Origin of the sequence: Streptomyces sp. NPDC060000 (assembly GCF_042737375.1) — a bacterium.
GTDB lineage: Bacteria > Actinomycetota > Actinomycetes > Streptomycetales > Streptomycetaceae > Streptomyces.
The window spans coordinates 1-20,027 of record NZ_JBHWUU010000026.1; the positions used below are offsets into that span (position 1 = coordinate 1).

Annotated in this window: 23 protein-coding genes and 1 pseudogene; 12 read left to right on the forward strand and 12 right to left on the reverse strand. The window is 70.4% G+C overall.

Annotated elements, in window-relative coordinates:
• Positions 1–96: 96 nt before the first annotated feature.
• On the reverse strand, positions 97–822 hold the full coding sequence (locus tag ACFWBB_RS15890) for a DUF4142 domain-containing protein (RefSeq protein WP_385271830.1): 726 nt from the start codon (positions 820–822) through the stop codon (positions 97–99).
• Positions 823–1,039: 217 nt separating this feature from the next.
• Between ACFWBB_RS15890 and ACFWBB_RS15895 the strand changes: the two genes are divergently transcribed.
• Entirely contained in the window at positions 1,040–1,258 is a 219-nt protein-coding gene (locus ACFWBB_RS15895; protein WP_385271595.1) for a hypothetical protein, read from the forward strand.
• Between the two features lie 16 nt (positions 1,259–1,274).
• Entirely contained in the window at positions 1,275–2,018 is a 744-nt protein-coding gene (locus ACFWBB_RS15900; RefSeq protein ID WP_385271598.1) for an MOSC domain-containing protein, read from the forward strand.
• Between the two features lie 71 nt (positions 2,019–2,089).
• Here ACFWBB_RS15900 and ACFWBB_RS15905 read toward each other — a convergent pair.
• Positions 2,090–3,632 (reverse strand): annotated as a pseudogene (locus ACFWBB_RS15905) (carboxylesterase/lipase family protein); the annotation flags it as partial.
• Positions 3,633–3,785: 153 nt separating this feature from the next.
• Here ACFWBB_RS15905 and ACFWBB_RS15910 point away from each other — a divergent pair.
• A complete protein-coding gene (locus ACFWBB_RS15910) occupies positions 3,786–4,574 on the forward strand; it encodes a hypothetical protein (RefSeq protein ID WP_385271601.1) in 789 nt (262 codons plus the stop codon).
• An 89-nt stretch (positions 4,575–4,663) separates the two neighbouring features.
• Here the strand turns inward: ACFWBB_RS15910 and ACFWBB_RS15915 are convergent, their stop codons facing one another.
• Positions 4,664–5,479, reverse strand: coding sequence for an alpha/beta fold hydrolase (locus tag ACFWBB_RS15915; protein WP_385271604.1), 816 nt, complete (start codon positions 5,477–5,479; stop codon positions 4,664–4,666).
• Between the two features lie 64 nt (positions 5,480–5,543).
• Between ACFWBB_RS15915 and ACFWBB_RS15920 the strand changes: the two genes are divergently transcribed.
• On the forward strand, positions 5,544–6,047 hold the full coding sequence (locus tag ACFWBB_RS15920; RefSeq protein WP_385271607.1) for a MarR family winged helix-turn-helix transcriptional regulator: 504 nt from the start codon (positions 5,544–5,546) through the stop codon (positions 6,045–6,047).
• A gap of 6 nt (positions 6,048–6,053) precedes the next feature.
• Here ACFWBB_RS15920 and ACFWBB_RS15925 read toward each other — a convergent pair whose 3' ends face one another.
• From ACFWBB_RS15925 to ACFWBB_RS15935, 3 genes are read right to left on the reverse strand one after another with little or no spacing between them, the layout of a single operon-like run.
• On the reverse strand, positions 6,054–6,299 hold the full coding sequence (locus tag ACFWBB_RS15925) for a hypothetical protein (RefSeq protein WP_385271610.1): 246 nt from the start codon (positions 6,297–6,299) through the stop codon (positions 6,054–6,056).
• Between the two features lie 9 nt (positions 6,300–6,308).
• On the reverse strand, positions 6,309–6,536 hold the full coding sequence (locus tag ACFWBB_RS15930) for a DUF397 domain-containing protein (protein WP_385271613.1): 228 nt from the start codon (positions 6,534–6,536) through the stop codon (positions 6,309–6,311).
• A gap of 8 nt (positions 6,537–6,544) precedes the next feature.
• On the reverse strand, positions 6,545–7,396 hold the full coding sequence (locus tag ACFWBB_RS15935; protein WP_385271616.1) for a helix-turn-helix domain-containing protein: 852 nt from the start codon (positions 7,394–7,396) through the stop codon (positions 6,545–6,547).
• Positions 7,397–7,598: 202 nt separating this feature from the next.
• Between ACFWBB_RS15935 and ACFWBB_RS15940 the strand changes: the two genes are divergently transcribed.
• Both ACFWBB_RS15940 and ACFWBB_RS15945 read left to right on the forward strand, forming a co-directional pair.
• A complete protein-coding gene (locus tag ACFWBB_RS15940) occupies positions 7,599–8,033 on the forward strand; it encodes an ATP-binding protein (protein ID WP_385271619.1) in 435 nt (144 codons plus the stop codon).
• 273 nt (positions 8,034–8,306) lie between these two features.
• Positions 8,307–9,011: a DUF6445 family protein gene (locus ACFWBB_RS15945; RefSeq protein WP_385271622.1), complete on the forward strand. Its 705-nt coding sequence runs from the start codon at positions 8,307–8,309 to the stop codon at positions 9,009–9,011.
• A 23-nt stretch (positions 9,012–9,034) separates the two neighbouring features.
• On the opposite strand, the gene ACFWBB_RS15950 is transcribed toward ACFWBB_RS15945, so the two are convergent.
• Entirely contained in the window at positions 9,035–9,580 is a 546-nt protein-coding gene (locus ACFWBB_RS15950) for an FxLYD domain-containing protein (RefSeq protein ID WP_385271625.1), read from the reverse strand.
• Positions 9,581–9,808: 228 nt separating this feature from the next.
• On the opposite strand from ACFWBB_RS15950, the gene ACFWBB_RS15955 reads away from it, so the two are divergent.
• Positions 9,809–10,297 carry a hypothetical protein gene (locus tag ACFWBB_RS15955; protein ID WP_385271628.1) on the forward strand — a complete coding sequence of 163 codons (489 nt, stop codon included), beginning with the start codon at positions 9,809–9,811 and terminating at the stop codon, positions 10,295–10,297.
• Between the two features lie 46 nt (positions 10,298–10,343).
• On the opposite strand, the gene ACFWBB_RS15960 is transcribed toward ACFWBB_RS15955, so the two are convergent.
• The 3 genes from ACFWBB_RS15960 to ACFWBB_RS15970 form a co-directional block, all read right to left on the reverse strand.
• Entirely contained in the window at positions 10,344–11,183 is an 840-nt protein-coding gene (locus ACFWBB_RS15960) for a M23 family metallopeptidase (protein ID WP_385271631.1), read from the reverse strand.
• 62 nt (positions 11,184–11,245) lie between these two features.
• The gene (locus ACFWBB_RS15965; protein ID WP_385271833.1) at positions 11,246–12,217 is read right to left on the reverse strand and encodes a glycoside hydrolase family 26 protein; all 972 of its coding nucleotides are present in this window, start codon (positions 12,215–12,217) and stop codon (positions 11,246–11,248) included.
• 190 nt (positions 12,218–12,407) lie between these two features.
• On the reverse strand, positions 12,408–12,770 hold the full coding sequence (locus ACFWBB_RS15970) for a DUF1330 domain-containing protein (RefSeq protein WP_385271634.1): 363 nt from the start codon (positions 12,768–12,770) through the stop codon (positions 12,408–12,410).
• 680 nt (positions 12,771–13,450) lie between these two features.
• On the opposite strand from ACFWBB_RS15970, the gene ACFWBB_RS15975 reads away from it, so the two are divergent.
• The gene (locus tag ACFWBB_RS15975) at positions 13,451–15,190 is read left to right on the forward strand and encodes a lysyl oxidase family protein (RefSeq protein ID WP_385271637.1); all 1,740 of its coding nucleotides are present in this window, start codon (positions 13,451–13,453) and stop codon (positions 15,188–15,190) included.
• 649 nt (positions 15,191–15,839) lie between these two features.
• The gene (locus ACFWBB_RS15980; RefSeq protein WP_385271640.1) at positions 15,840–17,135 is read left to right on the forward strand and encodes an LCP family protein; all 1,296 of its coding nucleotides are present in this window, start codon (positions 15,840–15,842) and stop codon (positions 17,133–17,135) included.
• A gap of 216 nt (positions 17,136–17,351) precedes the next feature.
• Here ACFWBB_RS15980 and ACFWBB_RS15985 read toward each other — a convergent pair whose 3' ends face one another.
• Positions 17,352–17,603 (reverse strand): hypothetical protein, encoded by a 252-nt coding sequence (locus tag ACFWBB_RS15985; RefSeq protein ID WP_385271642.1) that lies wholly within the window; start codon positions 17,601–17,603, stop codon positions 17,352–17,354.
• A 163-nt stretch (positions 17,604–17,766) separates the two neighbouring features.
• Between ACFWBB_RS15985 and ACFWBB_RS15990 the strand changes: the two genes are divergently transcribed.
• From ACFWBB_RS15990 to ACFWBB_RS16000, 3 genes are all read left to right on the forward strand, one after another.
• Entirely contained in the window at positions 17,767–17,889 is a 123-nt protein-coding gene (locus ACFWBB_RS15990) for a hypothetical protein (protein WP_385271645.1), read from the forward strand.
• A 98-nt stretch (positions 17,890–17,987) separates the two neighbouring features.
• The gene (locus ACFWBB_RS15995) at positions 17,988–18,368 is read left to right on the forward strand and encodes a DoxX family protein (protein ID WP_385271648.1); all 381 of its coding nucleotides are present in this window, start codon (positions 17,988–17,990) and stop codon (positions 18,366–18,368) included.
• A gap of 16 nt (positions 18,369–18,384) precedes the next feature.
• Complete coding sequence (locus ACFWBB_RS16000; RefSeq protein WP_385271651.1) at positions 18,385–19,308, forward strand: RNA polymerase sigma-70 factor; 924 nt, start codon at positions 18,385–18,387, stop codon at positions 19,306–19,308.
• Positions 19,309–19,380: 72 nt separating this feature from the next.
• On the opposite strand, the gene ACFWBB_RS16005 is transcribed toward ACFWBB_RS16000, so the two are convergent.
• Complete coding sequence (locus tag ACFWBB_RS16005; protein WP_385271654.1) at positions 19,381–19,983, reverse strand: GtrA family protein; 603 nt, start codon at positions 19,981–19,983, stop codon at positions 19,381–19,383.
• Positions 19,984–20,027: the final 44 nt, after the last annotated feature.

Genomic DNA, 20,027 nt, shown 5'->3' on the forward strand with positions numbered 1-20,027 from the left:
CGTCCCCCCCGCCGGGGGGGGGGGGCCCGGGGCGCAAAGGGCGGGCCCGGCCCCCCCCCGGCGGGCGGGGCCGCTTCACCCTGCGTACGTCCGCGGCTATCCGCCGTTGTTCACCACGGCGGCGCCGAGGTCCACCGGGGTGGACGTGGCGTTCGGCGGCGGGGTCAGGACGACCAGCGGCTGACCGGCGGGCGGGACCGGCGCCGTCACGTCCGACGCGGGCAGCTTCGGCGGGGTGGTCTGGGTGAACAGCGTGGTGTCGAAGTCGACCAGACCGGTCTTCTCCATCACCGTGATGTGGTCCAGAACGGTGTTGTTGGCCTGGTCGGCCAGGGCGCGCACCAGTGTGTTCTTCGTCGTCGAGCGGACCTTCGCCACGGTGTTGAAGATCGACCCGTGGGTCATGCGCAGGATGTTGGCGAAGTCCACGTCGAACTGCTTGCCCTGGTCGGCCTTGAGGGTGGCGACGAACCCCTCCTGCTGCGGACTGGCGATGTTGGGCAGGACGACGTTCAGCATCGGCGCGATCTTGCGGCAGGACTCGTCCAGCGCCGCGTGCCCGTCGATCAGGTGCTGGCTGGCGGTCAGGACCCCCTTGCTCTGGCCCTTCTGCAGCCCGATCTGCCCGACCGGGTACTCCCACAGTCCGGCCGCCCGCACCGCCACCACGAAGGCGCGGTCGCTCTCGGTCAGGGGTCCCCACTGGGTGTTGGCGATGATCCGGTCGGCCGAGGTCGACACGGTGGTGATCCCGAGCATCGATGGGTAGGCCAGCGCGCTGAGTGTCACAGCCAGCGCACCGCCGACGAACAGGGTTCCCATCATGTTTCGCGAAAGTGGCACCGTGCCTCCTGCCCGGTCGGGGATTCCGCCGATATGTCGATGTGTTGTGCCCGTTGGGGGCGGACACACAGGAGTACGGACGCGGAGCCGATCCGACTCACCGGTAATGCTGTGAACTTGATGGACGCGCATCACACGTACAGGTAAGTTCCCATAAGAAACTCAGTAAATGCCCTGCCGGGCAACGAACGGACCTGTGGTGCAGCAGACCTGGACCGCCGTCGACGACTACCTCAACGGCTTGCTGGTGGAGGAGGACGAGGCCCTGCGGGCGGCCGGCCGGGGAAGCGAGACGGCGGGCCTGACGACTCACCAAGTCGCGTCCAACCAGGGCAGGTTGCTGCATCCGATCGCAGTGCGGACGGTGGGCGAAAAAGGGTATGACGACTTCGTGCTTGCGCTGGTGACGGACTGACGAGGGGGCGTTGGGGATGACGGTCGCGAGACTGGTGGGGATCACGTACTACCCGGTGAAGGGATGCGCGGGGACGGCACTCCCGGAAGGGACGCTGACGGGCGGCGGTCTGCTGCACGACCGCACCTACGCGATCGCCGACGAGAAGGGCGACCTGCGCTGGCAGTGGGGCGACCCCGCTCTTGCCCTGATCACCCCGGAACCGACCGAGGACGGGCTGATGTTGCGGGCGCCGGGGCGGGACCCGGTGCGGGCGGACAGCGCGGACGTACACGCCTGGCTCACGGACGTACTGGGCACCCCGAGCACCCTGGTCCGGCCCCCGGCCGGCAACAACGGCCGCCTGCACCTCGTCTCGCGGGCCAGCCTGGACGCCCTGAACCGCCGGATCACCGAACGCGGAGCCACGCCCCTCCCGATGGACCGCTTCCGCCCCAACCTGGTGGTGGACGGCTGGGACACGCCCCACAGGGAGGACGGCGCCGCCCGTCTCACCATCGGCGACACGGAGCTGGCCTTCACCGAGGACACGATCCGCTGCGCCATCACGATGGTCGACCAGCGGACCGGCCGCCGCGAGGGCCCGGAACCCCTGCGCACCCTCGCGGACTACCGCCGGGCGGACGGCGGCGGAGTCGCCTTCGGCGCCTACTTCGAGGTACGGCGAGCGGGTCGGGTGTCGGTGGGGGACGAGGTGGTGGTGACAGCTGAAGTGGTGAGGGACGGGGTGGTGAGAGACGGAGTGGTGGTGGCGGACTAGGTGCTTACGGGCGAGGTGCTTACAGACGAGGTGGTGACGGACGAGGTGGTGACGGACGAGGTGGTGGTGAGTACGGGTTCGAAAGAGACTCCCCGCCACAACGCGCGCACGGCGGACGTGCTGTCGTCGGACAGCTGATCGTCCGGCACGGCCCAGGCCTTCACCGTCGTGCCGTCGGCGGTCACCGCGGGCCAGCCGGGGTCACCGCAGGCGGCGAAGTCGGCCCACGCGCGCAGCATGCGCCGGGACAGGGCCCGGTCCTGTTCGTCGGGGGCGCCGCCGATGAGGAAGTCGGCGCCCCGCGCGTCCAGGTTGCCGAACGCGAACGGGACGTCGGCGGTGTGCCAGGGCCTGGCCACACCACCGGCACGGTCGCGTCTGCGGGCGAAACGCGACAGATAAGCCCGGCCGCCGGCCCGCGCGTGCTGTTCGGCCAGCCGGCTGCCGTACTCGCCGAACTCCGCGTCACCGAAGATCGCGAGGTACCGGTCCAGCACCGGAGCGCCGGGCATCAGCGCGCGGTAGCCGGCGAGGAGACGGGCGGGCAGGCGGAGGGCCTCGGCGAAGTCGGAGAGTTCCGACTCCGAGACGACCTCCCGTACCGCGCCGACCTCGTGCAGGAACCAGTACTCCTCCAGGGTGTGGCACACCAGGAGGTCGAGCTCACGGGAGATGCCGGAGGCCAGCGCGGTGAGCGGGTCCACGGGCAGTACCTCGCCGTCGATCACAGGCTGGAAGACCACCGGGTCGTAGGCCTGGCCCGCCGTCACGGGATAGTCCATGCACTCTTCGGCGACCTTGTCGGAGGCGGCCACCAGCGTGTGCGGCGAGGCGGCGAGCAGTCCGGCGCCCGTCGCGGCCACCCCGGCCTGGGCCGCGATCCTCGACGCGATCGCGTCGGCGACCTCGACGTCGAAGAAGGCGTGGGGCACGCTGTGAGCGATCACTCGCCGGAACAGCCCGCGCGCCCGTTCCATGGCCATCAGGCAGACGGCCGAGCCCCGCGCCGGACGAGTGCCCGGCGACCGTGACGTTGCCGGGATCGCCCCCGAACGCGGCGATGTTCTCCCGGACCCAGCGCAGCGCGGCCACCTGGTCGAGCAGTCCGCGGTTGTCGGGAAAGCCCGGCACATGGCCGAACCCCTCGAAACCGATCCGGTAGTTGCAGCTGACCACGACCACCCCGGCCCGGGCGAGCGCGCCGCCGTCGAAGTCGGGCTGCGCGGAGGAGCCGAAGGTGTAGGCGCCGCCGTGGATCCAGAAGAGCACCGGCAGCGGCCCGCCGTCCGCCGGGGGCCGTACCCACAGGTTGACCGTGAGCACGTCCTCGTCTCCCGGGCGCCACACAGGTGCGCCGGGCAGTTCCGCGGACTGCGGCGCGACGGGTCCGAACTTCGTGCAGTCGCGCGGCGCGCTCCAGTCGGGTACGGACTGCGGCGCACGGAAACGGTTCGCACCGAACGGTGCGGCGGCATACGGGATGCCGAGCACGGCGGTGACGCCGTCGGCCGATCGCCTGCCGCGGACCGGGCCGGCGGTCGTCCGGAACCCGGTCTCCACCCACGGCTGTTCCCCATGGGCCGCAGCCTGCCACTCGCGGCCCACCTGATCCATCGGATATCTGCCGGCCCCGCGGCTGCTCAGCTTGAGTTTCAACCTCGTACGTCCTTTGAGGGCGTCCTGTTCGTGCAGGTCTGCCTCTCTGCCCACCGCTTTGGGAACAACCCCGCGCAAGGTCGCCTCTCCGGTGTTCCCTAACCTCCTCCCATGAGCACCGGCGTACATATCCCGGAGTATCTGCAGGAATGCGAGCTGTCTGCGAGTGAGGACCTCGCGCGAGACCCCGCTTTCTGGCTCGCTCATGTCCTGTTGACGATGGGCGATCCCGGCGAACCAGCCGAGCCATACGGGGTGGACGCGTCGGCTTACGACGAAATGGTGGATCGCCTCAGTGACCCCGAACAGCCCTGGCCTGTCTTGCGGGTCTGCTTCGACGGTGGGCATACGGCCTATGCCGTCTTTGCCAACTGGGAGGACCAGAACAACGTCGACTTCTTCATCCGCCATCCCAAGTGGGGGCGCCTTGGCCATCTCGGCCAGTGCGGCGCCGACGAGGCTGGCCCTGGCCTGTCCTGGACGGAGCTCCTCGCTCTCGCCACGAGTACGCAGGAAGGCAGCGAGGGCTTGACCGATCCATCCGAGCGCCTCCTGCTCCTGCTGCCCATGCTCGGCGACGCCGACATGCCCGGCGAGGCGCGTGACACCGTGGCCCGCGCGCTGTCCCACTGTGGGATACGCACGGATGCTGCCAGCGATCTGGCCGCGACTCTGCTGGGGGAGCGGGACTCGGCCGGCGGATCCCGGTGGACCCCTACCGGCGACAACCCGATCGCCGTGTGCTCGTCCCCGTACAGCCCCCGCCAGGTGCCGCTCGCCCTCGGTATCACGCAGTACCAAGCCCAGGCTCTGGCTACCGCCCTCAGTGGCCCGGTACCCGGGCAGGAGGAGGTTATGGAACACCGGAGGGACGAGCACTCGGCGAGCGGGCGTCCCTGAACCTGAGCCCAGCCCGCCGCCAGGCGGCAGCCCAGAGGCCGACCTGCGCACATGAGCCACTGGATGACCTCCAAGGTTAAAACTCGCGCTCAGAGGGTGCGCAGGAAGTCCGCGACGACTGCGGTGAACTGCTCGGGTTTCTCCATGTTGGGGTAGTGCCCGGTGCCGTCGATGAGCACGGACCGGCCGTCGCGGACCGTGTCGGCCAGGCGCTGCGCCCCGGCGATCACGTCGGGGGTGTCCAGGGCGCCGTTCACCGTGAGCACGGGGACGTCGATCTCCGGGACCCGCGGCCAGGTGTCGGTCACCCGGACGAGCCGGTCCTTCTCGCCGGGCGTGTGCTTGGAGATCGTGTTCAGGGCCATCTCGCTCAGCCGGCGCGGGATGTCGGGGTCCACCTCGTCGAGGGTGCGGTGCGGGCCGGGCACATAGCTCAGGAAGGCCTTCAGCCAGCCCTCGATGTCACCGGCGGCCAGGGCACGGGCCGTCTCGGCCTGGATCGCCCGGTGCCAGGGGTCGGAGTCCTCGAACTCGCCGGTCGAGGCACCGCACACGACGCCCGCGCGGACCAGCTCCGGATGTTCGAGCAGGGTGTCGCTGACGATCACGCCTCCCATCGAGACTCCGACCAGCACCGCGGGGCCCGCGTCGAGGTGGCGCAGCAGCGCGGCGACGTCGTCGGCCCAGCGGAAGGGCCGGGTCGCGTTGGCGGAGGCGCCGTGGCCCCGTACGTCGGGCGCGATCACCCGGTGGGTGGAGGCGAGCGCCGGGGTCACCGCGTCGAAGACACGGTGATCGCAGAATCCTGAGTGGAGCAGGACCACGAGCTCTCCGGTGCCGGCCTCGCGGTAGGCGAGGTCCCCGTCGGCGGAGGCGAAGTACTTCATGTCCAAAGCGGCAGTCATGACAACCAAGGTGTCACCCCGGACGGTTTTTGGCAACCAAGGTGTCATATTCTCCGGGTGCATCATGTTGGGTGTGAACGACAGCGACCCGTCTCTTCTCGCCGGCGCCCCTCTCCCGCCCGACGAACTCGGCCACCGGCTCACCGAGGTCTTCGACCTGGTCGGCCCCCTCTATCGCCGCGCCCTGCGCAAGGTCGAACAGGGCGAGGCCGTCGAGGGCGCCTCCGTCGGGGTGCGCTCCGTGCTCGATCTGCTGTGCCGCAAGGGAGATCTGACGGTCCCCCAGCTGAGCCGGATCCAGGCGCTGAGCCGACAGTTCGTGCAGCGCATGGTCAACGACGCGGTGGCGCACGGGTGGGTGGAGACCCTGCCCAACCCCGCGCACCAGCGCTCGTCCCTGATTCGGATCACCGAGGAGGGCCGGACCCTGATCGCCACCGTCCTGGACCGCGAGCACACCCTGAACCGCGAGGTCGGGGGCGAACTGACCGACGCCGAGGTGCGGGCCTGCGTCCGGGTGCTGACGGAGATGCTGAGGACGTTCGACCATGTCGACGTCGACGACTGAGAGCCGCTAGATGCCCTGCGTGCGCTGCGCGCCCTCCATGGCCTTCAGCTGGCGGCGGGCCTGGAGGGCGCGGTTGATCTGGTGCACGCGGATCGCGGTGAACACGGCGACGGCGGCGCCGATGGCGGCCATCACCCACTCGCTGTCCCGGATGGCCGCGTAGAAGAGGAAGCCGCTGAAGACGACGCCGAAGACGGCGAGCAGGGGCTCGCGCACCCAGAACGGGAGGACGCGGAGCAGGAGACCGATCATTCGGTCACTTCAGCAGGCGCCGCCCGGGTGTGCTGTGGTGGAGGCCACAATTCCGGGGGTTCCCGTGCGTATGGCGTGGAGAAGGTGAGTGAGCGGGGCCGGGGTGGTGGTGAGGACGGCGGCGGGGGCGTCGGACTCACGGAGGTGCAGCGTGGCGGGGGTGGAGGCCAGTTCGACGCAGTCGTTGCCGTCGCCGCCGCCGGAGAAGGAGGACTTCTGCCAATTGTCGGGGTTCATGGTGGGCCTCACAGTTCCTTGGCGAGCCTGTGGATGAAGTCACGCGAGCGGTCAGGGCCTAGTGATGCGGCCTCGATTTTACGGAAGATCGTTCGCGAGGCGTTGAGTTGGGCCTCGGAGTCGATGAAGACCGTGCCGAGGGGGGTGTCGCGAACCACGGTGTCCAGTTTGGGCACGGAACCCCCCGCATAGGTCATGGCGCTCCCGGCCCGGGTGAAGTTGTCCAGGTCGAACGGAATGACTCGTACGCTCACGTTGACCGCCTCGGAGAGTTCCAGAATCCGGGTGAGTTGAGCGCGTGAGGCCATACGGTCGCCGACTCTGATGCGCAGAGCCGCCTCGTGGATCACCGCGCTGTACGGGATGGCCGCAGGACCTTCTACGACCACCCGGCGGGCGCTGCGATGCTGGACGCGCAACTCCATCTCCTCCTTCGTGAGTTCGGGGACCCTCGACGAGAAGACGGCGTGCGCGTAGTCCTCCGTCTGGAGCAGGCCGGGTACGTACAAGGCGGCCATGTCGTGTCTGAACTTCGCGTGGTGGTCCAGCTCCGACAGGTCCAGGAACGAGGTCGGCAGTAGTCCCCGGTACTCCTCCCACCACCCCCGCGTCCGATCGGTGGCCACGCCGACCAGGGCGTCGATGAACTGCCCGTCCGTGCAGGCGTAGTGGGACGCCAGGCGGCGAAGCCGCTCCTCACTCACACCCGCGAGCGCGGACTCGATGTGGCTGATCTGGACGGGGCTCACTCCGAGCAGTGCCGCCGCCTCGCGAGCGGTGAGGCCGGCCGCTTCGCGAAGTCTGCGCAGCTCGGCCGCCAGGCGCTGCTGACGTGCGGTGGGTTCGTGCCTCAGCGCCATTGACTTGCTCCTCGGGCCAACGCGCCCGCGGACGCGACTCGTTCGAGGGCAAGATTACGCGATCGGCTTGCTTGGTATGAAGCTTTAGGCCTACCGTCGGTGACGTAACGCACACGCTGCGGAAGTGCACCGCTCCGTCCTGCCGGGACGGCTGAGGCATGCCACCGTGCGCACATCCCGCCCCCACCTGTGGAGCCGACCCATGCCCGAAGCCGCCCCCGTCCCCGCCCCCACCACTTCCGACCCCTGGGAGTACTCCCTGTACATCCCCCGCGATCCCCGTGCCGTCACCGTCTGCCGCCGCACCCTGCGCCTGATCCTGACCCTGCACGGGCTCGTCCACCTCGTCGACACAGCGGAGCTGCTCGCCTCGGAGCTGGTCTCCAACGCCGTACTGCACACGAAAGGCCCCGCCTGTCTGCGTCTTCGCTTCCGGGACGGCGTCCTCCAGATCGGGGCGTGGGACGCGGACCCCGAACCACCCAGGCCACCATGCCTGTTGGAGGAGCTCACCGAAGCCGAGAGCGGACGCGGCATGGCCCTCGTCCGGGCCTGCTCCGACCTCTGGCACTGGCAGCCGCTGTCGCGCATGGGTCACAGGGGCAAGCTCGTGTGGTGCGAGCTGAGCGCGGCGTAGCTCGTTGATCACGTCGGACAATCCTCAGGCGCAACGGACGTGGAGGGATCTCATGACCGCGATGAACCGACCTCGATCAGCTCACCACCTGGTCGCAGCGCGCGGTGCATGCCACCACCGCCGACGACCTCTTCGCGGACCCGAACGGATGACACCGGGGCTTCCTCGGTTGGTGAGCCGTTGACCGCCTCGACGAACTGTTGACCACTTCGCGGAGGAGTGCGGACGAAAGGGAGGGCGAGTCGTGACGGACCCCCGTCCTAGATTCACCGCATGTCCATGCCACAGCGGCCCCACCAGCCCGTCCGGGCTGCCGCCACGCTCCCCGTGCTCCCCTACCGCAAGCCCACCAAGGGCCGCGACTACTGGGTGATCGACGACGTCTTCCCCGAGGCCGACATCACCGCGATCCGCGACCGCTGTCTCACCAAGGACGACTGGGTCGAGGGCTACCCGTACACCTCGGAGAGCTGGCCCGGACTGCGCACCATGCCGGGTCTCGAGCCCGGTGAGCTGGGGCGCGTGGAGCGGCTGGTGAGGAACGCCACGGGGGCCCGGAAACTGTGGGTGCAGCAGGCGCCCGGCGGTGGGACGCTCAACCACAACTGCATCCAGGTGGTGGGGGAGGGTGAGAGCACTCCGAGGCCGCACTCCGACTCGCGCGCGCTGTGCCGGTACGCGGCCGTGCTGTACCTCAACCCGTCCGTACCCAAGGACTGCGGGACCAGCTTCTACCGGCAGTCCCTGCCCGGCGGGCGGCTCGGCGGCAACGTCGTCCAGGCCCCGCACAACAACCTCGTCGAGGCCCTGGGCACCCGGTTCGTCGCGCCGGACGCCTTCGAGGAGGACGTACGGGTGCCCCACAAGCACAACCGGCTGCTTTTCTACAACGCCAACCTCGTGCACAGCGCCACCGGTTACTCCGGTACGACGCTGGAGGAGAAGCGGATGACGGCCGTCTTCTTCTGGATGGCCTGAGCCCCGCCACGCAAGCGGCGCGGTCAGTACCGCACCGCTCTCGCCACCTTCGCCTTCACCTCGCCGGACAGGTCGCGGTTGCTGTGGGCGGTCTGCTTGCCGGTCTTGCCGGCGGCCACGTCGGAGACGGTGACGACGACCGTGTCGAGCCGGTTGCCGGCGGGGTCGGTGAAGTCGACCTGGACGGCGAAGGACTTCGACGCGTCGCTGGTGTTGGAGACGGTCACCTCGACGGTCGCCCGGCCGTCCTTGTCCGTGCCCGGGGTGCCGAGTTTCACGTCCGACTTCACGTCGGCGCCGTCCTTGATCTCGCCCAGCTTGCGACTCGCCTCCGCCGACGCCGAAGCGAGCGCCGACGACGCCTCGGTGGCGAGATCGGAGGCCAGGCCGGAGGCGAGGGAGGACGCGGCCGCGGTGGCCTCCCTGCCCAGCGACTCGGCCGCGGAGGCGGCCTTGCTGGCGGCGGACGACACCGACGAGGGGGTGTTGTCGTCCGAGCAGCCGGTGAGCGCGGTGGCGCAGCAGATCGCCGCCGCCGCCGTCAGCAGCACGCCCTTGGTGCGTGGCATCTTGTCTCCTCCTGAGGGGTCCCGGCGTTGCGCGGGCCTTCCTCCAGTGAAGGGGCGGTCCTGCCCGTCCGCATGCCGGGTCACCCGTACGGCGCACCCCCGTGGTGGCGGCCCTCGGCCGGACGGATGGTCGGTGAAGCACGTGAAGCACGTGAAGCACGTGAAGCACCGAGCAGGGCAGAGCAGGCCGTAGCAGGACCGCCGCCGACACAGAGACGGGTAGCGCTCATGAGTGACCAGCCGCACTCCCAGCCGACACCGGGGCCCCGGGTGTGGGACCCGTCCCACCAGGGCACCGGTTCGCCGGGCCGGACCACGCCTCCGCCGACCGGGGGTGGACTGGCCGCCGGCGGGGTCGTCTTCGGGGGCGTGCTCATGTTCGTGAGCGGTGTCCTCGCCGTCTTCCAGGGCATCGCCGCGATCGCCGAGGACGACGTCTACGCCCGGGTCGGCCACTACGTCTACGAGATGAGCCTCACCAGCTGGGGCTGGTTCCTGCTGATCGTGGGCGTCGTGGCGGCGGTGACCGGCTACGGGCTGCTCAGCGGGGGCGAGTGGGCCGGATGGGCCCGGATCAGCGGCATCGTGCTGGCCTCGCTGAGCCTGGTCCTCCAGTTCCTGTTCCTGCCGTACGCGCCGTTCTGGGCGGTCATCCAGATCGCCATCGACGTGTTCGTGATCTGGGCGCTGGCCGCCCACCACCCCCACCGGGCGTAGTACCTCCCCGGCCACCGCCCACGACCGGGGCGGTGGAGTCACGGAGTCACGGAGTCAGGGAGTCACGGAGTCGTGGAGTCACGAACGCTCCCGCTCCGGTGACGCGGACGTCCTTCCGGCGCAGCCAGGGCAGAGGAGGCACCGCGGATCCGACGTAGGGGGTGATCCGTACCTCGAAGTGCAGGTGCGGTCCGGTGACGTTGCCGGTCGCGCCGGAGAGGCCGATGCGCTGGCCGGCGGTCACGCGCCCGTCCTTGCGTACGTCGATGCGGGACAGATGGGCGTACTGCGTGAAGTAGCCGTCGCGGTGGCGGATCAGGACCTGGTTGCCGAAGCCGTCGCCGCAGGTCGTGGCGCGGACGGTACCGGAGCCGACGGCGTACACGGGGGTACCGGAGTCCACGGCGAAGTCCTGGCCGGTGTGCCGGTGGGCCCAGCGGGAGCCCTTCTCGGCGTAGCCCGCGGAGAGCCAGTAGCGGTGGGTCGGGGCCGTCCAGGGGCGGGCGCGCCGTGTGGGCGGGCGGCTCCGGTCGCCGAACGGGCAGTGGCGGTCCCGTCCGGACGGATCGACGGCGACCGGATCGCCGGAGTTCCTGCCCGTCGACCAGAGCAGGTCCCACAGCCCGGCGCGGACGGCCCTACGGCGGCGTTCGGCGTCCTTGACCTCCGTGGCGGGGGCGTCCGCCTCGCGCAGCCGGTCGACCCGTTCGCGGGCCCTCTCGTGAGCACGGACGGCCCTGGCGGTCTCACCGCGGAACCCGTCGCTCCCGGCGCCTGCGGGCACGGCGGTGAGCACGAGCAGCAGGAGGGCGAACAGGGCGGCGCCGGTCGCCGCATGGAGGCGGGCCCGCGTTCGTGGGAGGCGCGCGTGGTGTTCTCGTCCCATCGTGTGATCATCGGACCGATGGGGCGGCCGGGTACGGCACGCGGCCCGCGTGGCGGCCCGATTCAGCCGTACGGCCCTCCGACCAGGGCGCGGTAGACGGCCGACGACCGCGGATTGCCGGAGCACCGCCACACGCCGTGCGGACAGTAGTCGCTGATGGTCTGGTACAGCGGCGGGTGCTCGGCGAACCAGGTGAGCATGCCCCGCACGTACTCGGGATTGTCCCCGTTGCGGTACAGCCCCCACTCGGCATACGAGACCGGCTTGCCGTGCGCCCGCGCGAACCGCACCTGCGCGGCGAGGCCGTACGGCTCCGCGACCTGCTCCTCGAAGGACATGCCGTGAGGCTGGTCGTAGGCGTCCATGCCGACGACGTCCACGTACCGGTCGCCGGGATAGCACGCGGTCCAGGGGACGGCGTCCAGCCCGCGACTGGGGGTGAACTCGAACCGGAACCGCTGCCCTTTGCCCACGGACCGCATGGCGTCGACGATCCGCGCCCAGTACCGCTTCCAGGCCTGCGGATCGGGCCCGCACCGATGGGTGTAGGTGATCCCGTTCATCTCCCACCCGATCACCAGCACGGCGTCGGGCACCCCGAGCGCGACGAGCCGCCGGGCCAGCACCCGGAAGTGTTCGTCGTAGTCACCGCGCGCCCCTCTGCGCAGCTCCTCCCGTACGACCTGGTCGGGCACGTGCTCCTCGGTCCGCTCCAGCATCGGCACGTTGAGCACGAACATCCGGTCGGCGCGCTCCTGCCGCCACCGCGCCCAGAGCTCCAGATACCTGGGCGCCCCCTCGATGTTGCTCCACCGGTCCCCGGGCAGATACGCGTGCCCGACCCTGGGCGTGGCCGCCCCGAGCCACCGGTCGAGCGCCGCTGTCCGCCGCACACCGGCGTCGTCGTACCCGACGTACGCCCCGAAGGCGCCGGGCGGCGCGCCGGCATCCCGCCCGACGGGAACACAGGCGGGCCCGGCGAGCAGGGCGAAGGCGAGGAGGAACGCGGTCAGCGAGGTCCGGGAGCCGCGCAGGGCGCGAAAACCACGACGGCTGCGAGGGGCGCGAGGGGAGTGAAGGGCGGTAGGGGAGTGAAGGGCGCGAGGGGCGCGAGGGGTGCGAAACACCGGCTCATGATGGAGCCGCCGTCCCTTCCTCCACCCCGAACCCGGCACGGAACCACCCGGACCGGGGACGGGTACGGGCACCGGTACGGGTACGCGACTACGTGGCCGACCGGCCCGCCCGGTCGGCTTCTGCTCGCAACGTGCGAGCTCGCTGGGCCGGGTCGTAGTCCGGTCCGACGCCCTCGATCAGCAGCAGGTCGCCCTCGATGTGATCGGTCCGCAGACGCAGGATGGCCCGGTAGGCGGGAGAGTCGTACCAGGCACGGGCTTCGGCAAGGCCGGGGAACTCGATCAGCACCATGCTGCCGGGCCACGTACCCTCTACGACCTCGGTCGGCGGACCGTGGATGACGAAGCGGCCCGCGAAGGGGTCAAGGGTCGCCTGGACGCGCTCCAGGTACTCGATGACGTCGGAGTGATTCCGGCGGCTGCGTAGATGAGCGAAGCCGTAAGCGGACACCACAAGGCTCCTTCGTTCCGGGGGTGTTGGCGATGACCAGAACGTAGTCGAGGGTGGTTGGACGGGGCGATTACTCCAGAGGTAATGGCCGCCACCCCACGACACGTGCCAAGGCCGCCGCCCCACCGATTGCCTCTCACGGGATGTGCGCCGCCAGATCCCGGTACCGGCCCGGTCGGGACAGGGCGCCGCCCCGACCGGGCCGGTACCGCCGATGGCCGGTACCGCCACGAGCGGGGCGGTCGTGCGTCTGCCGGCCACCGCTCATCGGGGTCGGACGTGACTGTCCTCGATGAGCGGCGTCCCGGCCGATACCGCGTACCGCCGACCGCGTGCCGCGTGCCGCCTGCCGCCCGCCGCCGGCCTGACGGCCCGGTCTCACTTCAGGTGCCGGCCGAAGAACCGGCACCCGTCCTCCACCTCGAACCACGGGGTAGGTCGAGTCAAGACGCTTCTCGGCGGCCTCCAGCAGCCGGGTGAGCTCCGGCGGTCGTGGTCGGGCCTTCGCGGACTCCTTCCGGCCGGTTGCCGACAACAGGCAACCCGGAGAGGCCAATTGGGGCTCTCACAGTGTGCTCACAGAGTCGGCCGGGGCGCGTGGGGGTGCGCCGGTACGCCGGTCGGACGGTGGGCTGTCCAGTCCGATGCCACTGACCATGGCACTCGCAGACGAGGAACCGATGACCAGATCGCAAGACCGTAAGGGACTCAAGCGCACGGCGTTCGCCGCCGGGGCCGCGCTCACCGTCGTAGCCGCCGTCACCGGGTCCGCTCCCGGTGCCGGAGCCGCGCCGGCGAGCACGCCCGGCACGCCGAAGCTCAAGCTCGTCGCCGCGTCGAAGGCCGTGACCGCCGACCGGTACGAGGGGAACGCCGGGGTCTATCTCGACCTCGGCACGTATGTCACCGTCGACAACGCTCCGTTGGAGTTCAAGGTGACCCGCAAGTCCTACAAGGACCCGATCGTCGCTCAGCAGATCCTGCGCGACGGGTCGAAGGTGACGACGAAGGCGCTGCCCGCCGGGCTCGTGAAGGACTTCGGCGGCCTGCCGGACTTCCTGGAGATCTCCATCAAGAACGCGGCGGGGGTGGAGGTGCAGAAGAGCAAGAGCAACTTCTGCCCGAACAACGCCTCCGGCCGGCTGCGTCCCGACGCCCCGGCCACCTCGCACTATCCCGAGAGCTGCTCCACCAACCCCTTCACGCTCGGTTCGGTGTGGGGCGTCGAGAAGGGCTGGGCGGCCAACACCTCCGCCTTCGACTACGACAGGCCCGTCGACCTGGCCGCAGGCGAGTACACCGTCAAGGTGGCGGTGGCGAAGAAGTACCGCGACCTGTTCGGCATCCCCAACGACCAGCCGACCATCAAGCTGACCGTCCGGGAGATCAGCGACGGCGGGGGAGGCCAAGGGGGAGTGGGCGGAGTCGGGCTCACCGCCCGGACCGCGCCCGGCGCGCCCGCCGGCAGCGGCGGGCATGGCGCTTCGCACGACATGGCAGGCATGGCGGGCATGGACGGCATGGCGGGTATGGGGGGTGGGCATCACTTCGGGCCCCGGGGGGCCGACGCTCCCACGCCCTCCGCGCTCTCGCACGCCCTGGAGGCCCGCGGTCTCGCCCACCACCTGGGTGACGGAGCCGGTCACACCGACGGCTCGCGTGTCGCGCCCGCGCTGAAGCCCGCCACCAAGCGGCCCGCCGGGCGCGCGGGCGTCGCGGCCAACGTGCCCAAGCCCGACCTGCGTTCGCTGCCGGCCTGGGACATCGCGGTCACCGACGGCGAGGACGGCGACGCGGCCGGCAAGGACTACCTCGCCTTCAGCGCCAACGTCTGGAACGCCGGCCCCGCGCCGCTCGTCGTGGACGGCTTCCGCAAGCCGGGCGCCGACCTGATGGACTCGTACCAGTACTTCTACGACGCCAAGGGCAAGCAGGTCGGCTACGCCCCGGCCGGCACCATGGAGTGGGACCCGCGCATCGGCCACGAGCACTGGCACTTCACCGACTTCGCCAGCTACCGGCTGCTCGCCGCCGACCAGCACGAGATCGTGAAGAGCGGCAAGGAGGCGTTCTGCCTCGCCAACACCGACGCCATCGACTACACGGTGAAGAACGCCAACTGGCACCCGAACAACACCGATCTGTCGACCGCCTGCGGTCAGCAGAACTCCATCTCCGTGCGTGAGGTCCTCGACGTCGGCTCCGGCGACACGTACACCCAGTACCGTCCCGGGCAGTCCTTCGACGTCACCGACCTGCCGAACGGCACCTACTACATCCAGGTCATCGCCAACCCGGCGAACCGTCTCCAGGAGACGAACACCAAGAACAACGTATCCCTGCGCAAGGTCGTCCTGGGCGGCACCGCGGGCGCCCGCACCGTGTCGGTCCCGCCGGTCGACCTCGTCAACGCGCCCTAGTCCGCAGGGGCGTTGGTGGTGAACATGCCTGGATGAGCGGCATTGCGCGCTCATCCACCGCACCCGCGGGTGCCGCCGACGCCGACGCCGACGCCGACGCCGACGCCTGCGACCGGCCGCCCTACCGCGTCCCCCCGCACCCGGCCCGCCTGAGCGGGCCGGGTGCCCGGGTGATCGACGCGCTGCCCCCTGGCGCCCGGCCCACCGCCCCACCCGTCTCGCCCGTCTCGCCCACCTGTCTCGTCTCACTTGTCTCGTCCCGCCTGTCTCGTCCCAACCGTCTTGACCCCCCGTACCGGGGCAACCCTTGTGCGTCTCCACTCGTCTCCTGAGTCGTCTGTGCTTTTCGGACGTATTCCTGCACGCGTGTAGGGTTCCGACGTTCGGCGGTGACCAACGCCGGCGATCCGAGCACGGTGTACGGGGTGAATCAGCCGAGGCGGAGGGGCGAGCGCCGGTGAGCGGAACGAGGAGGCGTGGGCGTACTCCGGAGGAGGCGGCCGGCCGCGGCAGCAGGGACAGGACGGGCGGACCCGTCGGCAGGACGCCCGGACCCGGTGGCAGGGCCGACGGAACCGGTGGCAGGACGGTCGGGCCCGGCAGGACGCGGCTCACGCGGCGCGGGCGGATCCTCGTGTGGGGCGCGGGCGTGACGTCCGTCGTCGTCCTCGGGGTCGGCGGGGTCGGCGCCTGGGTCTACAACGACCTGAACAACAACATCAACTCCGCCGCCGTGGACGACAAGCTGGGCGGCGACCGCCCGGAGAACCTCAGCCCCGGCTCCAAGAACATCATGATCGTCGGATCCGACAGCCGTGACGGCGCCAACGCCAAGTACGGCAAGGACCTGACCACCATGCAGTCCGACACGCTGATGGTGCTGCACATACCGGCCGACCGTAAGTGGGCCTCGGTCGTCTCCTTCCCCCGCGACTCATGGGTGGAGATACCCAGTTGTCAGAAGGGGGACGGCAGCTCGTCCTCCCCCCACCACTTCAAGATCAACGAGGCCTTCGCGATCGGCGGCAGCAACAACAAGGTCGGCGAGGCCGCCGCGTGCAGCATCAAGACCGTCGAGGCCAACACCGGTCTGCGCATCGACCACTTCATGTCGGTCGACTTCTCCGGCTTCAAGGGCATGGTCGACGCGCTGGGCGGCATCGAGGTCTGCCCGAAACAGGCCATCCACGACAAGAAGGCCCACCTGGACATGGAGGCCGGCTGTCAGACCGTCAAGGGCGAGAAGGCGCTCGGCTACGTCCGGGTCCGCTACGCCGTCGGCGACGGTTCCGACATCGGACGCATCGGGCGCCAGCAGGAGTTCATGGACGCGCTGGCCAAGAAGGCCAAGTCCAAGCTCACCAGTCCCGACGCGATGTACGGCTTCCTCCAGTCGATCACCAAGTCCCTCACCACCGACCCCGACATGGCCGGCATCAAGCAGTTGTACGGGCTCGCCGACGAGCTCAAGGGGATACCGAGCGATCGGCTGAGCTTCCTCACCGTGCCCAACTACGGGCGGGTGGCCGACCAGCCCACCGACAAGGCCAACGTCGTCTGGCAGTACCCGCAGGCCGCCGACCTGTTCACCTCCCTGGCCAAGGACAAGGAGGTCACCAAGCCGCAGTTGGAGGCGGCGAAGAAGAACGTGGTGTACGCCTCCAGCGTGCGGGTCCAGGTTCTCAACGGCACCGGGGTCTCCGGACGCGCCGCCGCCGTCGCCGAGAAGCTGAAGGACGCCGGCTACACCGTCACCGGCACGGGCAACGCCCCCGGCGGGACGGTCCCCAAAACGACCGTCACCTATCCGACGGGCCTCGACAGCCAGGCCGCCGTCCTCGCCTCCCGGCTGCCCGGTCTGCGGCCCGCGGCAGACACGTCGGCCGCCCCCGGCGTCGTCACCCTGGTGGTCGGACCCGAGCTGAAGATCGGCGACGTCGCCTGACGGCGGGCAGGCCCCGACGGTGGTCATGGCCTGACGATGTACACGGTCAACAGCACGTCGGAGATGGGGTAAGCTTGATCTTGAGCCGGTCACCGGAAAGAAAAACGGTGAACGACCTCTGCGTTGGTGGTCCAAGGAAAGACGCCCCGCTTCCTGCGGGGAAATGCAGGTGCAAGGCCTGCCCGGCGCTCCATCGAGAACGAGTCCCATCCCGTGTCAGGCGGGGTGGGACTCGTTCGTTTTCCGTGCGAGCAGGGGCAGTTCGCTGACGACCTCGACGCCGCCGCCGGGCCGATGTCCCGTACCGACCCGACCGCCCGCCGAGCCGGCCCGTTCCCGCACGCCGATGAGGCCGTAACCCCCTCCCGCGGCGACCGGGGCGTTCGGCTGCGTGCTGCCGTCGTCCGTGACGGTGACCGTCAGCCGGTCGTACGCGTAGACAAGCCGTATCGCCGCCCTTGCGGGCACCCGCGTGCTGCTGGGTGACGTTGGTGAGGGCTTCCCGGACGAGCCGGTACGCCGTGAGTTCCGCGCCTGCGGTGATCGGACCGGGTTCGCCCTCGGTGTGCGGCGTGACCTCGAGCCCGGCCGCCTCGAACGAGGTTGCCAGGAAGGAGGTTCACCCAGGCACATGGCCCTCGCCGACTGGGCGCCGCACGCCCTGCGGCAGCTCGCGGCCCTCTTCCACCGCCTCGTCGACGACTTCGTCACCCAGGCGGGGACACCGGTGGAGGGAGGTCCGTCCGGCGCGTGAGGCCTTTCGGGCGGTCGCGGGGTGCGGATGTCACGGATGGAGGCCGCTGTCTCGTCTACGAGGTGCAGGCAGGACAAGCCTCGATCAAGGAGTGGACGATGGACCTCGCGCTGTGGATCGCCGCCGGACTGCTGGCCGCGGTGGCCCTGACCGGCGGCGTCACCAAGACGTTCGTGCCCAAGGAGACGCTGGCCGCCGCCCATGGTGGCGGATGGACCGCGGACGTCGGCGTCGGCTTCGTCAAGAGCCTCGGCATCCTCGAGTTGCTGGCCGCGGCAGGTCTGATCCTGCCCGCCGCGCTCGGTATCGCACCGGTTCTGGTGCCGGTGACCGCCGTCTGCTGGATCTTGCTGATGGTCGGCGCGATGATTACCCACGGCCGCCTCGGCGAAGCCAAGTTGGTGGTGCTGAACCTGGTCTACCTCGCGGGGGCGGCGTTCATCGCATGGGGCCGCTTCGGTATCCGACCGCGTGGGTGACTTCAGGGGGACCGGTATGGGCAGGACCGAGGAGTTCCAGGAGCTGCGGCCGCTGCTCTTCTCGATCGCCTACCGCATCCTCGGCAGCGTCGGTGAGGCCGAGGACGCCGTCCAGGAGACCTGGCTGCGCTTCGAGGCCTCCCCGACCTCGCCCCGGTCGACCAGGTCCTTCCTCTCGACCGTGGTGACCCGGCTCTCGATCGACGTGCTGCGCTCGGCCCGCGTCCGGCGGGAGGAGTACGTCGGTGAGTGGCTCCCCGAGCCACTGCTCAGCGACCCCTACGAGGATCCGGCGCGGTCCGCCGAGCTGGCCGACTCGGTGTCGGTGGCCGCCCTGTTGCTGCTCGAGCGGCTCAGCCCGCTCGAACGGGCGGTCTTCGTGCTGCGGGAGGTGTTCGCCTTCGGCTTCCCCGAGGTCGCGGCGGCCGTGGGGCGCTCCGAGTCGGCGTGCCGCCAGCTCGCGGTGCGGGCCAGGCGCCACATGGCCGAGGGCCGGCCCCGCTTCGAGGCCGACCGCAGGGAGCGGGAGGAACTGGCGTCCGGGTTCTTCGACGCCCTGCGGGAGGGGGACGTCGCCGGCCTTCAGGAACTGCTCGGCGCCGACGTGTCGATGGTCGGCGACGGCGGCGGCAAGGCCCCGCAGCTGGCCAGGGCCGTCTCCGGTGCGGAGAAGGTGGCCCGGCTGCTCGCCACCCTCTCCTCCCTGCTGGCCCGGGTCGACGTGACGTTCGAGCCGCACGAGATCAACGGCCGGCCCGGCGCGGTCTTCCGCGACCGGGACGGCAGGGTGCTCCACACCTTGGCGCTCGACGCACTCGACGGGCGCATCCGCGCGATCCGCCTGGTGATCAACCCCGACAAGCTCGCCCACCTGGGCCCGGTGGCGGACGCCTGGGCGATCGACCGCGAGGCGAGAAGGGCGGGCCGGGCCGCACGGTGAGGGCGGGCGCGTACCCGGTGCGGGTGCGGGCCGGTGCTGGTGCCGGCCGGTGAGGGTGACGGTGCGGCCAGGTCAGCCGGGGATGAGGACCGCCGTCAGGGTGGTGGCGGGGGCCGGCGTCCGGCGGGGGCGGGAGATCGTGGAGCGGGAGGCCGTGGGGCGGGAGACCGTCGGCGCCTTGGCCGGCTTGATCGCACTGGGCATCCTGGCCGGCTCGGCCGCCTTGATGGCACCGGGCGTCCCGGCCGGCTCTGCCGTCTTGTGCGTCTTCGGCGTCTCGTGGTCGTCCGCCGTCGCGAAGACGAACAGGCGCAGGATCATGAAGCGGCCTATGCCCGCGAGGCCGGAGGCGGAGAGGTAGACGAGCTGCTCGGTGAGCATGCTGGGGGCGGCCTGGACCGCGTGGAGGGCGAACACGGCCACCGAGGTCGCCGCGTAGGCGGCCGCCGCCGAGCCCGCGGACTGCCAGTGGCGGCGCCAGCCCGCGTGGCGGCCGGTGCGGAAGGTGTGGCGGGCGTGGAGCTCGGTGCACAGGACGGTCGAGGCGAGGGTGATCAGCGCGTTCGACACGGTCCACGGCATCAGGACCGCCAGCAGCGGGACGGCCAGGCTGGACAGGACTCCGGTGCCGCCGCCGAAGGCCACGAAGCGGGCGAAGGAGGTCAGCGACTTCACGGCGGTTCCTTCCACAGCGGGCAAGTAGATTGCTTAACTCAGGC

Bases quoted from the DNA above. Each gene is read 5' to 3' on its own strand.
- ACFWBB_RS15890 (WP_385271830.1), bottom strand. From the start codon at position 822: ATGGGAACCCTGTTCGTCGGCGGTGCGCTGGCTGTGACACTCAGCGCG.
- ACFWBB_RS15915 (WP_385271604.1), bottom strand. From the start codon at position 5,479: ATGACTGCCGCTTTGGACATGAAGTACTTCGCCTCCGCCGACGGGGAC.
- ACFWBB_RS15935 (WP_385271616.1), bottom strand. From the start codon at position 7,396: ATGGCGCTGAGGCACGAACCCACCGCACGTCAGCAGCGCCTGGCGGCC.
- ACFWBB_RS15940 (WP_385271619.1), top strand. From the start codon at position 7,599: ATGCCCGAAGCCGCCCCCGTCCCCGCCCCCACCACTTCCGACCCCTGG.
- ACFWBB_RS15900 (WP_385271598.1), top strand. From the start codon at position 1,275: ATGACGGTCGCGAGACTGGTGGGGATCACGTACTACCCGGTGAAGGGA.
- ACFWBB_RS15950 (WP_385271625.1), bottom strand. From the start codon at position 9,580: ATGCCACGCACCAAGGGCGTGCTGCTGACGGCGGCGGCGGCGATCTGC.
- ACFWBB_RS15995 (WP_385271648.1), top strand. From the start codon at position 17,988: ATGGACCTCGCGCTGTGGATCGCCGCCGGACTGCTGGCCGCGGTGGCC.
- ACFWBB_RS15920 (WP_385271607.1), top strand. From the start codon at position 5,544: ATGTTGGGTGTGAACGACAGCGACCCGTCTCTTCTCGCCGGCGCCCCT.
- ACFWBB_RS15990 (WP_385271645.1), top strand. From the start codon at position 17,767: ATGGCCCTCGCCGACTGGGCGCCGCACGCCCTGCGGCAGCTCGCGGCC.
- ACFWBB_RS15945 (WP_385271622.1), top strand. From the start codon at position 8,307: ATGTCCATGCCACAGCGGCCCCACCAGCCCGTCCGGGCTGCCGCCACG.
- ACFWBB_RS15975 (WP_385271637.1), top strand. From the start codon at position 13,451: ATGACCAGATCGCAAGACCGTAAGGGACTCAAGCGCACGGCGTTCGCC.
- ACFWBB_RS15925 (WP_385271610.1), bottom strand. From the start codon at position 6,299: ATGATCGGTCTCCTGCTCCGCGTCCTCCCGTTCTGGGTGCGCGAGCCC.
- ACFWBB_RS15955 (WP_385271628.1), top strand. From the start codon at position 9,809: ATGAGTGACCAGCCGCACTCCCAGCCGACACCGGGGCCCCGGGTGTGG.
- ACFWBB_RS16000 (WP_385271651.1), top strand. From the start codon at position 18,385: ATGGGCAGGACCGAGGAGTTCCAGGAGCTGCGGCCGCTGCTCTTCTCG.
- ACFWBB_RS15960 (WP_385271631.1), bottom strand. From the start codon at position 11,183: ATGGGACGAGAACACCACGCGCGCCTCCCACGAACGCGGGCCCGCCTC.
- ACFWBB_RS15910 (WP_385271601.1), top strand. From the start codon at position 3,786: ATGAGCACCGGCGTACATATCCCGGAGTATCTGCAGGAATGCGAGCTG.
- ACFWBB_RS15930 (WP_385271613.1), bottom strand. From the start codon at position 6,536: ATGAACCCCGACAATTGGCAGAAGTCCTCCTTCTCCGGCGGCGGCGAC.